At 69.6% G+C, this 19815-nt stretch carries 15 protein-coding genes and 2 pseudogenes; 9 read left to right on the top strand and 8 right to left on the bottom strand.

All coding sequences use genetic code 11. The features are described 5' to 3' along the window. Positions 1–455: 455 nt before the first annotated feature. From EV375_RS09815 to EV375_RS29660, 3 genes and pseudogenes are all read left to right on the top strand, one after another. Positions 456–866 carry an Rv3235 family protein gene (locus EV375_RS09815; protein ID WP_486588386.1) on the top strand — a complete coding sequence of 137 codons (411 nt, stop codon included), beginning with the start codon at positions 456–458 and terminating at the stop codon, positions 864–866. A 184-nt stretch (positions 867–1050) separates the two neighbouring features. Further along, a pseudogene (locus EV375_RS29655) lies at positions 1051–1314 on the top strand (helix-turn-helix domain-containing protein); the annotation flags it as partial. Between the two features lie 12 nt (positions 1315–1326). Continuing rightward, positions 1327–1779, top strand: a pseudogene (locus EV375_RS29660) (IS30 family transposase); the annotation flags it as partial. A gap of 83 nt (positions 1780–1862) precedes the next feature. Here EV375_RS29660 and secA read toward each other — a convergent pair. Further along, entirely contained in the window at positions 1863–4694 is a 2832-nt protein-coding gene (secA, locus tag EV375_RS09825; protein ID WP_130299105.1) for a preprotein translocase subunit SecA, read from the bottom strand. Between the two features lie 199 nt (positions 4695–4893). On the opposite strand from secA, the gene EV375_RS09830 reads away from it, so the two are divergent. After that, the gene (locus EV375_RS09830) at positions 4894–5496 is read left to right on the top strand and encodes a GNAT family N-acetyltransferase (RefSeq protein ID WP_130299106.1); all 603 of its coding nucleotides are present in this window, start codon (positions 4894–4896) and stop codon (positions 5494–5496) included. A 170-nt stretch (positions 5497–5666) separates the two neighbouring features. Further along, positions 5667–6845 carry a DNA glycosylase AlkZ-like family protein gene (locus EV375_RS09835; RefSeq protein ID WP_130299107.1) on the top strand — a complete coding sequence of 393 codons (1179 nt, stop codon included), beginning with the start codon at positions 5667–5669 and terminating at the stop codon, positions 6843–6845. Positions 6846–6962: 117 nt separating this feature from the next. Here the strand turns inward: EV375_RS09835 and EV375_RS09840 are convergent, their stop codons facing one another. From EV375_RS09840 to mtnA, 7 genes are all read right to left on the bottom strand, one after another. Then, complete coding sequence (locus EV375_RS09840) at positions 6963–7718, bottom strand: response regulator (RefSeq protein WP_055485234.1); 756 nt, start codon at positions 7716–7718, stop codon at positions 6963–6965. Positions 7719–7858: 140 nt separating this feature from the next. Then, positions 7859–8560: a ribosome hibernation-promoting factor, HPF/YfiA family gene (hpf, locus tag EV375_RS09845; RefSeq protein WP_130299108.1), complete on the bottom strand. Its 702-nt coding sequence runs from the start codon at positions 8558–8560 to the stop codon at positions 7859–7861. A gap of 261 nt (positions 8561–8821) precedes the next feature. Next, on the bottom strand, positions 8822–9367 hold the full coding sequence (locus tag EV375_RS09850) for a ComF family protein (RefSeq protein WP_486588387.1): 546 nt from the start codon (positions 9365–9367) through the stop codon (positions 8822–8824). 327 nt (positions 9368–9694) lie between these two features. Beyond that, positions 9695–11527, bottom strand: coding sequence for an LpqB family beta-propeller domain-containing protein (locus EV375_RS09855; protein ID WP_130299110.1), 1833 nt, complete (start codon positions 11525–11527; stop codon positions 9695–9697). Next, positions 11527–13500 (bottom strand): MtrAB system histidine kinase MtrB, encoded by a 1974-nt coding sequence (gene mtrB, locus EV375_RS09860; RefSeq protein WP_207228042.1) that lies wholly within the window; start codon positions 13498–13500, stop codon positions 11527–11529. The genes EV375_RS09855 and mtrB overlap by 1 nt, the downstream gene beginning before the upstream one ends. 67 nt (positions 13501–13567) lie before the next feature. Further along, positions 13568–14245 (bottom strand): two-component system response regulator MtrA, encoded by a 678-nt coding sequence (gene mtrA / locus EV375_RS09865; protein ID WP_130299112.1) that lies wholly within the window; start codon positions 14243–14245, stop codon positions 13568–13570. Then, complete coding sequence (gene mtnA / locus EV375_RS09870) at positions 14242–15399, bottom strand: S-methyl-5-thioribose-1-phosphate isomerase (RefSeq protein WP_130299113.1); 1158 nt, start codon at positions 15397–15399, stop codon at positions 14242–14244. Before mtnA ends, mtrA begins: the two co-directional genes overlap by 4 nt. Positions 15400–15770: 371 nt before the next feature. Here mtnA and EV375_RS09875 point away from each other — a divergent pair, with 371 nt between their 5' ends. From EV375_RS09875 to EV375_RS09890, 4 genes are read left to right on the top strand one after another with little or no spacing between them, the layout of a single operon-like run. Further along, positions 15771–16766: a DUF7847 domain-containing protein gene (locus EV375_RS09875; protein WP_486588388.1), complete on the top strand. Its 996-nt coding sequence runs from the start codon at positions 15771–15773 to the stop codon at positions 16764–16766. A 4-nt stretch (positions 16767–16770) separates the two neighbouring features. Continuing rightward, positions 16771–17547, top strand: a complete 777-nt coding sequence (locus EV375_RS09880; RefSeq protein WP_207228044.1) for a DUF4129 domain-containing protein — start codon at positions 16771–16773, stop codon at positions 17545–17547. Next, entirely contained in the window at positions 17544–18833 is a 1290-nt protein-coding gene (locus EV375_RS09885; RefSeq protein ID WP_130299115.1) for a DUF4350 domain-containing protein, read from the top strand. Before EV375_RS09880 ends, EV375_RS09885 begins: the two co-directional genes overlap by 4 nt. After that, on the top strand, positions 18830–19795 hold the full coding sequence (locus EV375_RS09890) for an AAA family ATPase (protein WP_130299116.1): 966 nt from the start codon (positions 18830–18832) through the stop codon (positions 19793–19795). The genes EV375_RS09885 and EV375_RS09890 overlap by 4 nt, the downstream gene beginning before the upstream one ends. The last annotated feature ends 20 nt before the right edge of the window (positions 19796–19815 follow it).

The raw sequence follows: 19815 nt of genomic DNA on the forward strand, positions 1-19815 counted from the left end.
GCCGCTTTCGTGTATCGCCGGAGGGTGTGCCACGCCAGGATACGGGCCGCAGGCCTCCTGCCCGCCCTCCGGCTTCCACGCAAAGCCGCAGGTGAGAGGGGCCGCGTGTCAACCCTGCCCCGCTGGCCGTCCTGATAGGTGAATCGCACGGGCGGCCCGCCGCACGCTTCGTCACGCATTGCGACCAAACGGTCACCCAGATACAACCGTGAGTGAAGCTACCGCTCGGTAGACACCGGCGCCCGGCGGCCCTCCCATGGCCGTCCACCGCTGCTTCTCATGACCGCTCACCGCATCTCGCCACTCGTCGGGGGACCCCAATGGACACCACACCCACACCACCCGCGGCCGCCTCGCCCCGGAGCCGCCGGGCCGCCGCCCGCAAGGCCCCGCCCGGCCGCCGGGACTCGCGCCGCCCGGAGGCCCGGCGCCCGGGGCCCGTCACGGCCCGCCCCGTGAGCGACCGCACCGCCGCTTCCCCGTCGGCATCCGCGCTGCGGGCCGCCGCCGCCAGGGAGCGGGAACGACAGCCGCCCTTCTGGTTCGCCAGCCGGCTGGTCCTCGTACTCAGCGGACAGCGGCCCGTCCACTCGCTCCTGGGGCACATCCGCAGCTCCGCCTATGAAGAGCTCTCCGGCCTCGCCTCCCACGCTCCGCTGCGCCCACGCGGAACGGACCGCACGAGCCCGGCCGTGCTGGATGCCCGCGGTACCCGCCCCCGCGACGGAGTCATCGAGGCGTTCGCGCGGATCGTCACGGGCAACCGGCAGCGGGCCATGGCCTTCCGCCTGGAACTCTGCCCGGACCGCCGCTGGCGCTGCGCGGCGGTGGAACTGGACGGGCAGTCGCCCTCGGACCGGCCCTGACGCAGCGCCCGCGGGCCGCCGGTTCCGAGCCACAGCGCTGCGCCCCGCCGGAAGATCCTTGGGTTCCAGTGGTCGTCGCAACACCCCAGCTCAAAGGGGTGCGATGGACTTCGAGATCCGCAAGGACAGAAGTGGTGGGGCCGGCCGTCGCCTGACTCGTGAGCGGGAGGTATATCTCCAGCTCATGAGTCAGGGCTACGGCAACGCGGAAGCATGCAGGATCGTGGGGGTCAACCGGCGGACCGGCAAGAGATGGCGCAACGGCTACCACTCACCGACCTACGGCAGGCCGAAGCCACCGATCTCGGCCGGCTCCCCGGCTGCTGGCCCCTCCCGCTACCTCCGGGAAGCGGACCGCATCCACATCGCCGACCGGCTGCGGGAGAAGGCATCCGTCCGGCAGATCGCCGCTGAGCTGGGCCGCAGCCCCTCGACCATCAGCAGGGAGATACGCCGCAACGGCGCGCTCTGGCGAGGCAAGGACAGTCGCTCCGCCATAGGCACCCTGGTGGAGCGGGCCACCCGCTACGTGATGCTCGTGCACCTGCCGAACGGCCGGAACACCGAACTGGTCCGCGACGCGCTCGTGGAGACCGTGAAGACCCTGCCGGCCCACCTGAAGCGGTCCCTGACCTGGGACCAAGGCAGCGAGATGGGCCGCCATCACGAATTCACGCTCGCTACGGACATCCCCGTCTACTTCTGTGATCCGGCCAGCCCCTGGCAACGCGGCTCGAACGAGAACACCAACGGCCTGTTGCGGCAGTACTTCCCCAAAGGCACCGACCTCTCCCGTCACCCGCGCGAGCACCTGGACGCCGTGGCCACCGAACTCAACGGCCGCCCACGCAAAACACTCGGCTGGGAAACCCCAGCCGAGCGCCTCGCTAAGCTCCTGGCAACAGCCAGTTGATCAACTTGTGTTGCAACGACTCCTAGAATCCGCCATCTCCGGCGGGGCGCAGCACAGGACCGCCCTCGGTCAGCGGGCGCGGCTCACTTCTTGCGCCGCTTGCCCTTCTGCGCCTTGCGGCGCTCCGCCCGGGTCATGCCGTCGGCCTCCGAACGGACGGGGCCGCCGTTCCCGGTCTCCAACTCGCCCTCCTCGACACCGCCTTCGGCGGTCGGCGCGGAGTAGTGCAGCCGGTCCGGACGCTGCGGTGCGTCCAGACCCTTGGCCCGGATGGCAGGAGCGCCGCCCGCCGCCGCACCCGCGGGAACCACCTCTTGCGGTTCCTTCTCCAGCGAGGCCTTCTCATCGGGACGCTTCTCCTGGACGGGGACCTCCTCGACCTGCTGCTCCACCTGGACCTCCAGGTTGAACAGGTAGCCGACGGACTCCTCCTTGATCCCGTCCATCATGGCCTGGAACATGTCGAAGCCCTCGCGCTGGTACTCGACCAGCGGGTCCTTCTGCGCCATGGCGCGCAGGCCGATGCCCTCCTGGAGGTAGTCCATCTCGTAGAGGTGCTCACGCCACTTGCGGTCGAGCACCGAGAGGACCACGCGCCGCTCGAGCTCACGCATGATCTCGCTGCCGAGCTCCGCCTCACGCGCGTCGTACTGCTCGTGGATGTCGTCCTTGACGGAATCGACGATGAACTCGGCGGTGATGCCCTCGCGTTCCCCGGCGGCCTCTTCCAGTTCCTCGATGGTCACCCGCACCGGGTAGAGCTGCTTGAACGCGCTCCACAGCCGGTCCAGGTCCCACTCCTCGGCGAAGCCTTCGACCGTCTCGGCCTGCACGTACGCCTCGATCGTGTCGTCCATGAAGTGCCGCACCTGCTCGTGCAGGTCCTCGCCTTCCAGGACGCGGCGGCGCTCGCCGTAGATGACCTCGCGCTGCCGGTTGAGCACCTCGTCGTACTTCAGGACGTTCTTGCGGATCTCGAAGTTCTGCTGCTCGACCTGGGACTGCGCGGAAGCGATCGCCCTGGTCACCATCTTGTTCTCGATGGGGACGTCGTCCGGCACGTTCGCCATCGCCATCACGCGCTCCACCATCTGCGCCTTGAACAGGCGCATCAGGTCGTCGCCCAGCGACAGGTAGAAGCGGGACTCGCCCGGGTCGCCCTGACGGCCCGAGCGGCCACGCAGCTGGTTGTCGATGCGGCGGGACTCGTGCCGCTCGGTGCCCAGCACGTACAGACCGCCGAGTTCCTTGACCTCGTCGACCGCGTCCTTGACGGAGCGCTCCGCCTTCTCAAGGGCGGCCGGCAGGGACGCCGCCCACTCCTCTGCGTTCTCGACCGGGTCCAGCCCGCGGTCGCGCAGCTCCTTCTCCGCCATGCCCTCGGCGTTGCCGCCGAGTTTGATGTCGGTGCCGCGGCCGGCCATGTTCGTGGCGACCGTGACGGAGCCCTTGCGGCCCGCCTCGGCGACGATCGCGGCCTCACGCTCGTGGTTCTTCGCGTTGAGGACCTGGTGGCGTACGCCGCGCTTGTTGAGCTGCTCAGAGAGGTACTCGGACTTCTCCACCGAGGTCGTGCCGACCAGCACGGGCTGGCCCTTCTCGTACTTCTCCGCGATGTCGTCGACGACCGCGTCGAACTTGGAGACCTCGGTGCGGTAGATCAGGTCGGCCTGGTCGGCGCGGGCGAGGGGGCGGTGCGTGGGGATCGGGACGACACCCAGCTTGTAGATCTGGTAGAACTCGGCGGCCTCCGTCATGGCCGTACCGGTCATGCCCGAGAGCTTGTCGTAGAGACGGAAGAAGTTCTGCAGGGTGATCGTGGCGAGAGTCTGGTTCTCGTCCTTGATCTCCACGCCTTCCTTGGCCTCGATCGCCTGGTGCATGCCCTCGTTGTAGCGGCGGCCGGCGAGGATCCGGCCCGTGTGCTCGTCCACGATCATGACCTCGCCGTCCATGACGACGTAGTCCTTGTCCTTGTGGTAGAGCTCCTTGGCCTTGATGGCGTTGTTCAGATAGCCGACGAGGGGCGTGTTGACCGACTCGTAGAGGTTGTCGATCCCCAGCCAGTCCTCGACCTTGACGACGCCCTGCTCGTGGATGCCGACAGTGCGCTTCTTCTCCTCGACCTCGTAGTCGCCGGTCTCGGGCTTCTGCGTGCGGGGGTCGCCGGCCTCGCCCTTCTCCAGGCGCTTCACGAGCTTGGCGAAGTCGCTGTACCACTTCGTGGCCTGGTCGGCGGGCCCCGAAATGATCAGCGGCGTGCGCGCCTCGTCGATGAGGATGGAGTCGACCTCGTCCACGATCGCGAAGCTGTGGCCGCGCTGGACAAGTTCGTCCTTCGACCAGGCCATGTTGTCGCGCAGGTAGTCGAAGCCGAACTCGTTGTTGGTGCCGTAGGTGATGTCGCAGTTGTACTGCTCGCGGCGCTCCGCCGGCGTCATGTGCGCCACGATGCAGCCGACGCTCAGGCCGAGGAAGCGGTGGACGCGGCCCATCCACTCCGAGTCCCGCTGGGCGAGGTAGTCGTTCACCGTGATGATGTGGACGCCCTTGCCCGATACGGCGTTCAGGTACGCGGGCAGCGTGCCGACCAGGGTCTTGCCCTCACCGGTCTTCATCTCCGCGACGTACCCGAGGTGCAGCGCCGCACCGCCCATGATCTGGACGTCGTAGTGACGCTCGCCGAGTACGCGCTTCGCGGCCTCCCGCACGGTCGCGAAGGCCTCCGGCATCAGGTCGTCGAGGCTTTCGCCGTCCGCGTACCGCTCCTTGTACTCATCCGTGAGGGCCCGGAGCTCGGCATCGGACAGGTCCACGAAGTCCTCTTCGATGGAATTCACCTGCCGCGCGATGCGGTCCAGCCTGCGCAGGATCTTCCCTTCACCTGCGCGCATGAGCTTGCCGAAGACGGACACTTAGGGTGGCTCCTTGCCGGTCGAACCTGGCACGGTCAGTGCGCGGACACGGCGATACCGTCGCGGCCGCACCGGCCATCGTATGCGAGGGACGTACGCCCCTGTACCCCTAACGGTCCGGAGTGCTGGAAGGTGCCGCGGCAGGCGGCCGGCCGGGTATCGCCCGCCCGGCCAAAGGGCCCGGAGGCACAATCACCCCATGGAGCCCACCACCCTCACCACCGAACGCCTGCTGCTGCGTCCCTTCGACGAGAGAGACGTGGAGCCGGTCCGGGCAGCCTGCCAGGATCCGGAGATCGTGCGCTGGATACCGGTGCCTGATCCCTACAGGCTCAAGGACGCGCAGGACTTCGTGTTCGGCGTCAGCCGGGCGGGTTGGCGGGAGGACACGATGTACAACTTCGGCGTCTTCACGAAATCGGGTGTCCTCGTCGGCTCGATGGGCCTGGTCCGGCTGGCCCAGCTGCGCACCCCGGAACGGCAGGCGGAGCTGGGCTTCTGGGCGGTGAAGGAGCACCGGGGCAAGGGCTACACGGTGGAGGCGGGGCGCGCCGTGATCAGCTGGGCGTTCTCGGAGCTCAAGGCCGAACGCCTGGAGTGGGTGGCGGAGGCCGGGAACGTCGCGTCGCGGGCGGTTGCCCTGCGGCTGGGTTTCGTGATGGAGGGGACGCAGCGCGCGCGGATCGTCCAGCGAGGCACGAGGCGGGATGCGTGGGTGGCGACGCTGCTGCCCGTCGATCTGGGGCGGCAGATGGAGACGCCGTATCTGCCCGCGGCCGGCCGGTCGGCCGCCGGCGGCTGACCGGCCGGCCGCGGGCACGTGAGCGCGGGGCGCGGGCGGGTACGGGTGCCGGTGACCGGCGGTCCGCATCGGGTACCGGCTTCTGCCGGGGATGCGGGGGCTCTGATCCCGGAGGAAGGTTCCGTTCCGCCGTCCCGGCGTGTCAGTGGGTGCGTCTATGGTTCTGCGGCATGACGACTGTGGATGTGTCGCTCTCCGCCGACGAGGCCCGCAGGGTGGCCCTCTCCGCGCAGGGGCTGCTGGGCGCGCCGGACCGGCGTGCCGGGGTGCGCGGTGTGCTGCGGAGGCTGGGCGCCGTCCAGTTGGACACGATCTCTGTCCTGGCCCGCTCGCACGAGCTCGTTCCGTACGCACGCCTGGGCGCCGTCGGCCGGTCCGCCGTCGAATCCGCGTACTGGACGGGCGGCCACAGCTTCGAATACTGGTCGCACGCCGCGTGCATCCTGCCCGTCGAGGAGTGGCCTCACTTCGCTTTCAGGCGCCGTGAGCGGCGTGCCCGCGGGCACCGCTGGCACATCCTGGAGGACCGGGAAGCGGCCTGTGCATTGGTGCGGGACAGGCTCAAGACCGACGGGCCGCTGACCACGACCGAGCTGGGCGGCGGGAAGAACGGCGGCGAGTGGTTCGACTGGTCCGAGACGAAGATCGCCGTGGAGTGGATGCTCGATACGGGCGAGGTGGTCTGCACCGAACGGCGCGGCTGGAAGCGGGTCTACGACCTCGCCGAGCGCGCCATCCCGGACGAGTTGCTGCACGACGACATCGACGACCGCGAGTGCATGCGGCGTCTCGTCGCGCAGGCGGGGGTGGCGATGGGCGTCGCGACACGCGCCGACCTCGCCGACTACCACCGGCTCAAGGGAGAGCAGGTGGACGCGGTGCTTCCGGACACGGATCTGGTTCCGGTGGAGGTCGAGGGCTGGGGGAAGCCTGCCTGGGCCGACCCGGTCGCCCTCGATGCCTCGCCCCGGGGGCGGCACCGTACGACGCTGCTCTCGCCCTTCGACTCCCTGGTCTGGGACAGGCCGCGTACGCAGCGGATATTCGGCTTCACGCACAGGCTCGAGGCGTACGTGCCCAAACCCAAGCGGATACACGGCTACTTCGCGATGCCGCTGCTCTCGGGGGGCAGGTTGCTGGGCCGGGTCGACCCGGGGCGGGAGGGCAGGACCCTGCTTGCCCGCCAGGTCTCCATGGCCGGCCGCAAGGCTGTCGCGCCGATGGCCAAGGCCCTGTGGGAAGCGGCCTCTTGGGTCGGTTGCGAAGAGGTGCGCGTGGAGCGCTGCGACGACGCGAAGCTCGCGGAAGCACTGGCTCATGCCCTGACGGAAGGGCCAGAGGGAGTGTGAAGGAGGCCCGGTCGGCGCGGCCGGGCTTCTCGGGACACTCCTCACGCGGTCCCCGGTCCGCGGTCCGCGGTCCGCGGTCCGCGAACGCTGCCCGCTGGGCTCCCGCGCCTGCTCCGGTCAGCGGATCTCCAGGATCTTCTCCCGCATCGCGTAGACCACGGCCTCCATGCGTGAGTGGAGCTGGAGCTTCTCCAGGATGTTGCGCACGTGGTTCTTGACGGTGTTCTCGCTGATGAAGAGCTCTTTCGCGATGTCTCGGTTGTTCATGCCGGTCGCCACGAGCTTGAGCACTTCCAGCTCGCGGTCGGTCAGTTTCGGGGCCGGTACCAGCTTGCTCTCATCGGTGCGCTGGATCATCGACTTGAACTCGGTGAGCAGCTTCGCGGCCATCGACGGGCTGATCTGGGACTGGCCGTCGGCCACTGCGCGGATCGCCGCCGACACCTCGTCCGTGGAGATCTCCTTGAGGAGATAGCCGGTGGCTCCGGCCTTGATGGCGTCGTAGAGGTCGGCTTCCTCGTCGCTGATCGTCAGCATGATGATCTTCGCGCTGGGTGCCACCTCCTTGATGGAGGTGCAGGCCTCGATGCCGCCGCGCTTGGGCATCCGTACATCCATCAGCACGATGTCGGGCAGCAGGTCGGCGGCCTTCTCGACGGCTTCTGCCCCGTCTCCCGCCTCGCCGACGACCTGGATGTCCTCCTCCTGGGCGAGGACGATCTCCAGTCCGCGCCGGAAGAGTTCGTGGTCATCCACGACGAGCACTCGGATCGGCTCCGGCTGCTGCCGCTCATGCGGGGCGCCGTCCTCCAACGCGCCCCGTACCGGGCGCGCTTCCGCCATGGGCATCACAGGCCCGAAGCTTTCCGCCATCAATCCTCCCCCTGCAGGCTATGCCGCGCCAACCGCGCTGCACAGGGCACAGGTTGACGAGTGAGGCCATAATTCCACGTTCGCGCCCCCGGCCGGGTTCTCGGCCCGGCCGGGGGCGTGGTCTCAACGGTTCCGGACGGTCAGCCACCAAGTGCGCCGCCGGCTTCAGGAGGCGGATCCACGGCGAACGGATCCGGGTCCAGATGGATCACGCCGTAGTCGTAGCCGTGCCGGCGGTAGACGACGCTCGGCTGCTTGGTCTCGGAGTCGACGAAGAGGTAGAAGTCGTGGCCGACCAACTCCATTTCGTAAAGAGCCTGATCCAAAGCCATCGGCGCGGCAGCGTGGGTCTTCTCGCGGACGACGAGCGGTCCGTCGCCCTGGACTTCCAGCGGGCCCACCCTGGTGGTCATCGGCTTCTCTTCGGCCTGCGCCGGTGCGGAGGCCGCCGCCGCCGCGGCGTCGAGCTGTCCGTTGAGTTCTGCCGCGAGGTGTGCGGTGGCTGCAGCCACACTGATCGGCGCGCGGCTCCCTCCACGGTGTACCCGGCGCTTGTCGTGCTGTTTGCGCAGCCGTGCCTCGAGCTTTGCTGCTGCCAGGTCGAGTGCAGCGTAGGGGTCGGAGGCCGCTGCCTCCGCACGAATGACCGGCCCGCGAGTGCGGAGGGTGATCTCCACCCTCTCGGAACGGTCCGCCTGCCGGGGATTGTGTTCCTTGCACACCTCGACATCCAGGTTGATCACCTTTCCGTCGAGCTTCTGGATCTTCGCCAGCTTCTCGGCCACGTGCTTCCGGAACCTCTCAGGCACCTCTGTCTTGCGGCCCTTGACGACGATGTCCACGCAGAACTCCGTTCCCGAAGCACTCCGCCTTAGCTAAACGGAGTGCCTCCTTTGTGCACTGACACCGGAGGCGGGACCGGCCTTTGCCGCCAGCCTCCGGAACCTCGGCTTGCGACTTTCACCTCCTTCTCCCCCTTGGGGAAGATCGTCACCCCACCTCGAACGTACCTCCACGGGAGGATGCTGGGCACCCCCTACTGGCACGTACCTACGTTCAGGTATCAATTTGCGACAACGACCCGCGAAAGCACTTGACGCCTGCTAATTGTTCGCGGCATTCCAAGGCGGTTTTTCAGCTTTTCGTCTGAACGCGACAACGGCCGCCGCGCTCACCGTCCGTGCTCCCTCCGCGAGGGCGCGAGCCGCCTCGGCGAGAGACGAACCTGTTGTCATCACATCGTCGACCAGCAGCGTCTCCTCTCCGGTCAGCAGCTTCGCGCTGCCCGGCACCAACTCCAGCGCGCCACTGAGGTTCACCGCCCGCTCCCGCGCCGTCAGCCCCGCCTGATCGGCCACCGTGCGTCTCTGCCTGAGCACAGTCAGCACGCGCGCGGGCAGCCCTTCCCTGCGCAGCTCACGGGCGGCCGCCAAGGCGACGCGCCGCACCGGATCATGGCCGCGGCCCGCAACCGCGAGCCGCGCCGACGGCACCGGCACGAGCGTCAGCGGCCTTTTCTGTTCTTCCCCCACCCCTTTCCCGGGTGCTCTCCGAGCATGTATGCGGGCTTCGCGCACCGCCGTTGCCAGCAGTCCACCGAGCGGACGCGCCAAGCGCAGCGCCCCGCGCTCCTTGTGAGCAAGCAGCACGGCCCGAGCAGCTCCGTCGTACGGCACCGCCGCGTACACGCGGGGAAGCCAGGGCGGAACGGGCCAGGGACGCACCCGACTCGGCCGAGCACCGGCAAGCGCTCCACCGCACCGCGCGCACAATTCCCCGCGCACCCGCGGCAGTCCGCACCCGGCGCACTCGGACGGAAGCACCAGACCTGCGAGTTCCTGGTTGAGTCCTTGCCACAACTCCCGCACGGCGACCACTTTCCCAGCGGCAGCATTGGCCCGCCAGGCCTGTGGAAAGCTCGCGGACCAGCGCGGACGGATGTCCGGGGCTGTGGCCGGGAAGGTCCGGCCACAGCCCTAGCCGGGGTAGGCGGGGCTGGTACCGCTGTCGGTCAGCGTCTTCCAGTTGGCGTCGGGAGGCAGCCGCAGGATGCCGTCCTCCGAGTCGGCCAGCAGAGGCTTGCTCTCGTCCTCCGAAGCGGCAACGCCCGTCACGTCGTTGATGCCGGGAAGGGTTGGCTGGTCCGAGGTCGAGCCGTCGGTCTCGATGTACTGCATCTGCTGCACACTGCCGGATTCGCGCCCGACGACCACGAGTCGGCTGCCCCCCGCCCAGGACATCGCCGCGACGTCCTCGAACTGCGGTGCGAGAGGCCGCAGCGCGGTCACCCTCACACGCGAACCGTCGGCCGTCCTCTGGCGCTGGACGCGGCCGAGCCGCAGATCCCGCGAACCGTCCTTCTGCCGTATGTGCAGCGCTATGCGTACACCGTCCGAAGCGATCCGGAGCGAATCGATCCGCTCCCCCTCGCGCAGACCCGGCACATCGACATCTTCGGGCTTCTCCTTGCCTCCTGCCAGACGCAGCAGGCGCGGGTGGTCCGGGTCGCGGTCCGCGATCCACAGGTCGCCCAGGCCGTCCCAACTGGGTGCCGTCAGCCGTTCGTTCTCGCGCTTCGCCTTGCTCGTCAGCACGGGCTCGCCCAGGTCGGCGCCCTCCCTGAGACGCGTGACGTACAGAGACCGGCGCGCGCGGGAGACCGCCGCGCCCTCCTGCTCGGCGCGGTTGACGGAGACGGCGCCCATCTCCGTCTCGCCCTTGCCCAGCGCCCCCGCGACCGGCCGCGGATCCTCGCTGTCCTCGTCGAAGAACGAGACACGGTGATCGCCGTCGACGAAGTACTGGTGCGACGCACGGCCGTTGAGCCGCCCCGGCTCGTTGTCCTCGGCCTGTTCGCGAGTGCGCTCGCACCGCGTGCGGCCCTCGGGGCCGGCGAGCACCACCTTGCTGACCTTCGCCGACGCCTGGTCCTGCACCGTGTGCAGAACCTGCGTCGCCATGCGCACACAGCGCCGCTCGCCCACGCCGGCGCCCTTCGAGTTGAGCCGTACCGTCAACGCTCCGGCGTCGTCCAGGGACAGACGCTGCCCCCGGGCGAGCCGCGTGCCCCGGGGGAAGGCCGAGCGCACCACCGGGTCGATCCAGCCGGTCGGGCCTGCCAGCAGTGCGTCGACCGTCGCCGTGACGGGATCTATCCGGCGGCGCAGGAACACCGGATCGGCCACCAGTACGTCCCTGCCGCCAGTGATCGACTCGGCGTCGCTGCCCAGTTCCGCGTAGTAGTAGTTGTTGATCGGACGGTAGATGCGCTGGAAGTCGGACTCGCCGAGCACCAGCCCGTCCGGGAGGTGGTTGATCCGCCACTCCCCGTGGTCCTTGGAAAGGTGGAAGGCCTCCGCGTATTCGCCCTCGTCGGGCGAGTACGCGTGAGCGGCGTCGACCTCGGCGACGCGCGTGCCGGTCACCCGGACGGTGAAGCCGCTGCCGCCGCTCGTGTCCTTCCGCGCGGTGCCCGGGCTCGGCCCGCCCGAGACGACGCTCGTACCGGCGAAGGGATCCCAGTCGTCCGCCGCTCCGTCGGTGAGGTATTCCTTCGCCGTCGAGAAGGCCGCCTCGTCGCTCGTCGTCGCCTCGAGGAAGCCGCGGACGATCTGCTGCGGCTTCTCGCCCTTCTGCGGGCTCACGCCGAAGACGCGCACCTGCGAGTCGGGGTCGGCGCGGCGCGAGGAGTCGACGTGATCGACGGTGCCGTCGTCCGGCATGGAAGCGCAGCCCGACAGCAGCAGCGCGACCGCGGTCAGCTGTACAGCCGCGGCCCTTGGGCCGCGCCTTCGCCGCTCAGCACCCATCAACGTTTCCCGTCCTCGCTCCTCGGCTCGTCCTCGGCACCCGAAGCGGCGGCGCGCTGCGCGGCGAGCGCTGACGCGGGCCGCCCGGCAGCCGCTCCGGCCGCCGGGGCCGGCTTCGGAACCGGCACCGGAGCCGGTGCCTCCGCCCCGTCCGCCCGGGACGGAGCCGCCGCTTCCTGCCGTCCCTGGGCCGGTACCGAGCCCTTACGGCCACGCCGCCCGCCAGCAGACCGCTTCCGGCGGGCATCCGCGGGCTGGAGCGGGATCGGCGAGGAGCGCAGCGTCTCCCCTGCCGTACGGGGCAGCGTGAGGCGGAACTGCGAACCGCCTCCCGGAGCGCCCCACACCTGGAGCCAGCCGCCGTGCAGCCGGGCGTCCTCGAGCGCGATGGACAGGCCGAGGCCGGAGCCTCCTGTCGTACGGGCCCGCGCCGGGTCCGCCCGCCAGAAGCGGTTGAAGACCCGCTCCGCCTCGCCGCTGCTGAGCCCGACGCCGTAGTCCCGTACCGCGACCGCGACCGCTCCGCCTCCGGATGCCAGCCTGACCACCACGTCGTGGCCTTCGCCGTGCTCTATGGCGTTGTCGACGAGGTTGCGCAGCACCCGCTCGATCCGGCGTCCGTCCGCCTCCGCGACCACGGGGTGCTCGTCGCCGCGCACCAGGATGCGGCTTCCCTTCCGGTCGGCGAGCGGTTCGCACCCGTCGACGACGCGGCGCACGATGTCGCGCAGGTCGATCGGGTCGGCCTCGAGATTGGCGGCTCCGGCGTCGAACCGGCTGATCTCCAGCAGATCGCCCAGCAGGGACTCGAACCGGTCGAGCTGCCCAAGCAGCAGCTCCGAGGAACGCGCGGTGACGGGATCGAACTCGTCCCGCGCCTCGTGGATCACGTCCGCGGCCATGCGGACCGTGGTGAGCGGTGTGCGCAACTCGTGGGAGACGTCGGAGACGAAGCGGCGCTGCATGCGCGAGAGCTCCTCCAGCTGCTGGATCTTCACCTGGAGGTTCTGCGCCATCTTGTTGAAGGACTCGCCGAGCCGGGCGATGTCGTCCTCGCCCGTGACCTTCATCCGCTCCTGGAGCCGACCGGCCGCCAGCCGCTCGGAGATTCCCGCGGCCATCCGTACGGGTGTGACGACCTGGCGCACCACCAGCCATGCGATCGCGCCCAGCAGCACGACCACGAACACCCCGGCCGTTGCCAGAGTGCCCTTCACGAGGTTGAGCGACTCCTCCTCCAGCGTGAAGGGGAAGACGTAGTACATCTGGTACGGAGCTCCGCCGGCGTCGTTGAGCCGCTTGCCGACGATGAGTCCGGCGGTGCTGCTCCCGTCCTGTCGGACGACCTTCGCGTAGCGCTGATGGGTGCCGGGCTGTTTGTCCAGAGCCCTGCGCAGGTCCGCGGGGATGCTCTCCTCGGGACGGATGTCGCCGGAGGCACGCGGTCCGCGTGTGGTGGACCGGCCGTTCCCCAGGAACGGCGATTCGTCGTTCTGGGAGCCGAGCGCAACGACGGAGTAGACCCCCTGGCCGCCGCTCGCGAGCTGTTCCACCAGGTTGTTCAGCCAGGTGCCCGTGTTCTGCGTGCTGCGGCCTCCGCTGCCCGGGCGGCCCTGTCCCGCGCCGCTGCGTCCGCTGCCTGCGCTGTCGGCCATTTCCTGGGCGGCCGCGAAGCCGCCCGCGGCCTGGCTCTGGGCCGTCTTCTCCTTGGCGTCCAGCAGGCCGTTGCGCACCTGGCCGATGACGACGATGCCGAGCAGCAGCACCACACCGAGTGACATGAGAAGCGTCGCGGCGACGACGCGCAGCTGGATGTTCCGCCGCCACAGCCGGAGCACGGGCAGCAGGGGACGACGGACCCAGCGGATGAAGAAACGGACCGCGGGATGCGCACGCGGCCCGGTCGTGCCCTCGGGGAGCAGGCCCTCCGAAAAGAGCGCTCCGCTTCGCCACAAGCGCCGGAATTTGGACATTTCGGACTCGTGTGGTGCGGCTCCGTCCACACCGGCGCGCTGCTGGGCGGAGCCGTCCCGCGTCATCTCAGCCGGGCCCGGCCTTGTAACCCACTCCGCGCACCGTCACGACGATCTCGGGCCGTTCCGGATCACGCTCGACCTTGGACCGCAGCCGCTGCACGTGAACATTGACCAGGCGCGTATCAGCAGCATGCCGGTAGCCCCACACCTGCTCCAGCAGCACCTCACGCGTGAAGACCTGCCAGGGCTTGCGGGCCAGCGCCACAAGAAGATCGAACTCGAGGGGCGTGAGCGCTATGGACACCCCGTCCCGCTTCACGGAGTGCCCGGCGACGTCGATCACCAGGTCGCCGATGGTCAGCTGCTCGGGCGCGGGGTCGTCCGACCGCCGCAGCCGAGCGCGGATTCTCGCCACCAGCTCCTTCGGCTTGAACGGCTTGACGATGTAGTCGTCGGCACCCGACTCCAGTCCCACCACGACGTCCACCGTGTCGGTCTTGGCGGTCAGCATGACCACCGGGACCCCGGATTCCGCACGGATCAGGCGGCACACCTCGATGCCGTCCCTGCCCGGGAGCATCAGATCAAGCAGCACCAGGTCCGGCTTGGTCTCGCGGAACGCGGCAAGAGCCTTGTCACCGTCCGACACGAACGACGGTTCAAAGCCTTCGCCGCGCAGCACAATCCCGAGCATCTCCGCCAGTGCGGTGTCGTCGTCGACGACAAGGACGCGTCCCTTCATGCGTTCATCATCCCACTACCCCATCGTGACTTCGTCGTTCGTGACGGGGAACACAGCCCCGCGACAGTTTCGCTGGTGACGGGCGAGATCACACCCCGCTCCGTGACGATGGCCGTCACCAGCTCCGGCGGGGTCACATCGAAGGCCGGGTTGTAGGCATCGGCCCCCGTCGGGGCCACGGGAATGCCACCGCCGCCTCCGCCGCGCTCCCCCTGTGTCTCCGGATGGTACGGCGCGTACGGCGAAGAGACATGCGTCACCTCCTCCGCCGGCCGCTGCTCGACGACGATGTCAGCGCCCCGATTCGTCGCCAGGTCGACGGTGGTCACCGGAGCCACGACCACGAACGGCACCCCGTGGTGCCGTGCAAGCACAGCGAGCGGATAGCTGCCCACCTTGTTGGCCACGGAGCCGTCCGCCGCGATCCGGTCCGCGCCGATCAGCACCGCATCCACCTCGCCGGCCAGAAACAGCGACCCCGCCGCACCGTCCGCGAGGACGCTGAAGGGCATCCCCTCCCGGGTGGCCTCGTACGCGGTCAGCCGTGCCCCCTGCAGCAGCGGCCGGGTCTCGTCGACCCACAGCCTGCGCAGCTCCCCGGCGGCGTGCACCTGCGAGACGACCGCGAAGGCCGTGCCCCGGCCGCCGGAGACCAGGATTCCTGTGTTGCAGTGCGTGAGCAGGCGCATCGGCGTCCCGCGAACCAGGTCACCGAGCAAGCCGTGCCCCAGCTGTGCCATCCGCTCACTGGCCTCGGCGTCTTCCATGTGCAGCGCCCTGGCTTCGGAGAGGGCGGCGGCCGCCGCGTGCTCGGCACCCCCTCCCTCGTCGACCGCATCCCGGTACGCACGCTCCACCCTGCGGACCCCGGATGCGAGATTCACCGCTGTCGGCCGGGCTGACGCCAACCGGTCCGCGGCGTCGGCCACATCGTGACCCCGTGCCGCTGCGAGAGCGACGCCGTAACCACCGGCCACACCAAGCAGCGGCGCCCCCCGCACAGACAGTGCCCGGATCGCCACCACCAGGTCCTGTGCGTTCCGGCACGCGAGTTCGGTCTCCTCGGCGGGCAGCCTCGTCTGGTCGAGAAGCGCAAGAACCGGCCCCTCGGGGGTATCGGCCCAGCGCACCACCGGGACACCATGATCTGCCATTCGCACAGTCTGCCTCGTCCGGCATCGACTTCTGAAGGTGATCCGAGAAAGCCGGGGGCCGCCCGCCGGCCCTTCGAAGCGTGGGACGATGGAACGCAGTCAGGCGACGAGCGACCGAGACCTCGAGGTGACGACAAGTGAACGACTCTCCGGGCTGGACCTCGCCCGGATCTCCTTCCCCCGATCGCTCGCCTGACGGCGAGAAGTCCGCTCAGGTGCCCGGGAGCACACCGGATCCGGCACCCGCGAACGATCCGCCGAGGAACTGGTCCGCGCAGCAACCGCCTGCCCAGCAGGGCCCGGGCTGGGGCGCTCCTCCTCCCGGCCGCCCCGGCTGGGACAACTGGGGCGGTCATTGGAACCAGCCGCCCGTGGCGAAACCGGGGATCATCCCGCTGAGGCCGCTGGGCGTCGGGGAGATACTGGACGGCGCCGTGACCACGATGCGGGCACATTGGCGCACCGTCCTCGGTATCTCTCTCGCCGTCGCCGTGGTCGTCCAGTTCGTGGCCACCGTCGTCAACGGTCTGTGGCTGGAGAACGCAGCCGACCTCAGCGCACTGTCCAGGGACCCGCAGCCCAGCGCTCAGGAGTTCTTGGATGCCATGGGCGGATCGGTGCAGCTCACCGGAGTACGCGCGCTCGTCGAGACCCTCGGCACAGTGTTCGCCACCGCCATGCTGACGATCGTGATCAGCCGCGCCGTGCTGGGCCGTTCCGTCACCACCGGCGAGGCATGGCGGGAGTCGCGCCCTCAACTGCTGCGTCTGCTCGGCCTGTTGTTCCTCCTTCCCCTGCTCGTCGGCCTGGCCATGTTCGTCGGCGCCGCTCCTGGGGGCGTGCTCCTGGCGGCCGGTTTCCGCGCTCTGGGCATCGCCCTGCTGCTCGTCGGCCTGCTGGGGGGCCTCGTCGCAGCGGTGTGGATCTGGGTGCGGTTCAGCCTCGCCGCTCCTGCGCTGATGCTGGAGAAGCAAGGTGTCATCACGGCGATGCGCCGCTCCGCGAAGCTCGTCCGAGGCAGCTGGTGGCGTGTCTTCGGCGTGCAGGTGCTCGCGACGGTCCTGGTCGTCATCGTCGCATCGGTGCTCCAGATGCCGGCGACGCTCGTCGGAATGTTCGCCAGCGGCCAGGGCCTCTCCGCCTTCGCCGAAGGAACGCCGCCCACGGGCTGGTCCTACCTGATCGCCGTTGGTATCGGCGCTGTCATCGCATCGACCGTCACCTTCCCGATCCGTGCAGGAGTCACCGCCCTGCTCTACCTCGACCAGCGCATCCGCCGCGAGGCCCTCGACCTCGAACTCGCCCGCGCCGCAGGTCTCCCGGGTTACGGCGACCCGAAGTCCGACCGCCCGACTCCCGGGGGCTGAGCCGATGCCGGGGGATGTGGCAACCGCGGCAGCGGCCGTGGCCGCCGGCCCGCTCTTCGCGGCTCCTGCTGACGACGGCGGCCCGCCGGTGACCACCCCGCGCATCCCCGCACGTGAAGCAGCCGAGCGGGAGCTGTCCAGGGGCGAATACCACAGGGACGACCCCGGTCTGCTCAACCGCATCCTCAACTGGCTGTGGGACCACATCAGTTCCCTGCTGAACTCGGCGGCACAGGCGTCACCCGGGGGCTGGGTGGGCCTCACCGTCATCGCCCTGCTTCTGGTGCTCCTGGCCGTCGCCGTCCGGCTGCGGCTGGGCGCACTTCGGCCAGGACCTTCCTCCGAGGGCGGGACTCTCTTCGACAAGGGCCCCCGCAGCGCGGCCGAACACCGCACGGCAGCAGAGACACATGCCTCTGCCGAACGGTGGAACCAGGCGCTCCAGGAACGGATGCGGGCCGTGGTCCGGTCACTCGAGGAACGCGCCCTGCTCGACCACCGCCCAGGCCGCACCGCGGACGAAGCCGCCGTCGAGGCCGGGCGGGCGCTTCCAGGGCATGCGGACGAACTGCGGTCCGCCGCCCGGGCCTTCGACGAGGTGACGTACGCGAACAGAGACGTGTCCGCCTCCGCGTACGAGGCCGTCCGCGAGCTCGACTCCGCCCTCCAGCGTGCTGAACCCCTCCTCCCGGGAGCGGGCCAGGAGCAGGCCACGGGCACCCTGGTCGCACGGGGAGCACGGAGCAGCGAAGCCACCGCCTCGGAGGGAGGGAGCAGTTGAGCGAACCGTCCGGCACATCTGTCTCGCCCACCGCCCGGCAGCTGTGGACGCGCGCCCGTGGACTTCTGCTCGCCGGGGCGATTCTCGCCATTGCAGGGGTCGCCATCGCAGCGGTGCGCTCCTCGGACGAGTACGGACTTCTCGATCCGCGTTCCACGTCCGCCAACGGCAGCAAGGCCATCGCGCAGTTGCTCGGGGACCGAGGCGTGGACACCAAGATCGTCACGACAGCGGCCGATGCTGAGAAGGCCGCCGGCCCCGGCACGACCCTCCTCGTCAGCGACCCGGATACCCTCACCCGGCACCAGACGGCCGAGCTGCGTGGAGCGCTGGGGCGCGGCGGGCGGACCGTCCTCGTTTCCCCCGGCCCCTCTCCGACGAAGGCCCTGGTCCGCGGAGCAAAGGCAGCGGCGCCCGCCAACACACAGCCCACGCCCCCTGATTGCGACTTTCCAACCGCCGAACGGGCGGGAGACGCCGAGATCGGCGGCCTCCGCTACGCGGTCGCCGACGACCAGGCCGACCTCTGCTACCTGCACCAGGGGCTGCCCTCCCTGCTGAGGATCCCGGACGAGCCGGACGACGACCCCGGGCGGGCCCGCGCCCAGGGCGACACAGTGCTGCTCGGCACGCCCGAACCCCTCTACAACCAGCGACTCGACAAGCACGGCAACGCCTCCCTGATGCTGCAGCTCCTCGGTTCCCGCCCGCATCTCGTCTGGTACATGCCCTCCTCCGCCGACACCTCCGCTCAACAGGGCGGGCAGCGAAGCTTCCTCGACCTCGCACCGGCAGGCTGGACCTGGGCCACCCTCCAGCTGTCGATCGCGGCCGTACTCGCCGCCCTGTGGCGTGCACGCCGTCTGGGGCCCCTGGTGCCCGAGCAACTCCCCGTCTCGGTACGCGCATCCGAGACCACCGAGGGCAGAGCTCGCCTGTACCGGCAGGCCAATGCACGGGACCGCGCCGCCGATGCCCTGCGCTCCGCCACGCGCGGACGCCTCGCCTCTCTGGCCGGCGTCAGCCCCGCGGAGGCCGACTCCCCGCAGGCTCTGCTCCCCGCCCTGTCGACAACGGCCCGTCCGGGCACCCGTCCGGATGCGACTGCCACGACCGGTACGGATTTCAGTGCCACCGCACGCCTTCACTCCCTCCTCTTCGGCGCAGCCCCCACGACCGACTCGGAATTGATCCAGCTCGCCGACGAACTCGATCACCTGGAACGTCGCCTCAGCGACGCCGCTGCCTTCACCCGCCTACCGACAGAGAAGGAACGCACCCAGTGAGCGCCCCCTCGCCAGACAGCGCCCGCAGTGCCCTCGAGGCCCTGAGGCTTGAGATCTCGAAGGCGGTCGTCGGCCAGGACGCCGCCGTGACCGGACTGGTCGTAGCGCTGCTCTGCCGCGGCCACGTGCTGCTCGAAGGCGTGCCCGGCGTAGCCAAGACACTGCTCGTGCGCACGCTCGCCGCGACCCTCGAACTCGAGACCAAGCGCCTGCAGTTCACCCCCGATCTGATGCCCAGCGACGTCACCGGGTCACTCATCTACGACGCCCGAACCGCTGAGTTCTCGTTCCAGCCCGGCCCCGTCTTCACCAATCTCCTCCTCGCCGACGAGATCAACCGGACGCCTCCCAAGACGCAGGCGTCCCTTCTCGAAGCCATGGAGGAGCGCCAGGTTTCCGTCGACGGCACCCCCCGTGCCCTGCCGGACCCCTTCCTGGTCGCAGCCACCCAGAACCCGATCGAGTACGAAGGGACCTACCCCCTGCCGGAAGCTCAGCTGGACCGCTTCCTGCTCAAGCTGAACCTGCCGCTGCCCTCGCGAGACGACGAAGTCAACGTCCTTACCAGGCATGTCGAGGGCTTCGACCCCAGGAACCTCGACTCTGTTGGCGTCAGCGCGGTCGCGGGACCGGCAGAGCTCGAGGCGGCACGGAAAGCTGTCGCTGAAACCGCTGTCGCGCCCGAAGTCATGGGCTACGTCGTCGATATCTGCCGTGCCACTCGCGATTCCCCCTCGTTCATGCTCGGCGTCTCACCCCGTGGCGCCACCGCTCTACTCGCCAGCGCCCGCGCCTGGGCCTGGCTCACGGGACGCGACTATGTGATCCCCGACGACGTCAAGTCCTTCGCCCTGCCGACCCTTCGCCACCGCGTACAGCTCCGTCCTGAAGCGGAGATGGAAGGCGTCACAGCCGACAGCGTGATCAATTCGATCCTTGCCCATGTCCCCGTCCCCCGTTGAATCTCAGTGAGCTGATTGGC

Source organism: Streptomyces sp. CNZ301, from assembly GCF_004217425.1.

Excerpts from the sequence above, each read along its gene's own strand:
- EV375_RS09880 (WP_207228044.1), top strand. The coding sequence starts at position 16,771 with ATGCCGGGGGATGTGGCAACCGCGGCAGCGGCCGTGGCCGCCGGCCCG.
- EV375_RS09840 (WP_055485234.1), bottom strand. The coding sequence starts at position 7,718 with ATGGCGGAAAGCTTCGGGCCTGTGATGCCCATGGCGGAAGCGCGCCCG.
- mtnA (WP_130299113.1), bottom strand. The coding sequence starts at position 15,399 with ATGGCAGATCATGGTGTCCCGGTGGTGCGCTGGGCCGATACCCCCGAG.
- EV375_RS09835 (WP_130299107.1), top strand. The coding sequence starts at position 5,667 with ATGACGACTGTGGATGTGTCGCTCTCCGCCGACGAGGCCCGCAGGGTG.
- mtrA (WP_130299112.1), bottom strand. The coding sequence starts at position 14,245 with ATGAAGGGACGCGTCCTTGTCGTCGACGACGACACCGCACTGGCGGAG.
- EV375_RS09855 (WP_130299110.1), bottom strand. The coding sequence starts at position 11,527 with ATGGGTGCTGAGCGGCGAAGGCGCGGCCCAAGGGCCGCGGCTGTACAG.
- mtrB (WP_207228042.1), bottom strand. The coding sequence starts at position 13,500 with ATGTCCAAATTCCGGCGCTTGTGGCGAAGCGGAGCGCTCTTTTCGGAG.
- EV375_RS09830 (WP_130299106.1), top strand. The coding sequence starts at position 4,894 with ATGGAGCCCACCACCCTCACCACCGAACGCCTGCTGCTGCGTCCCTTC.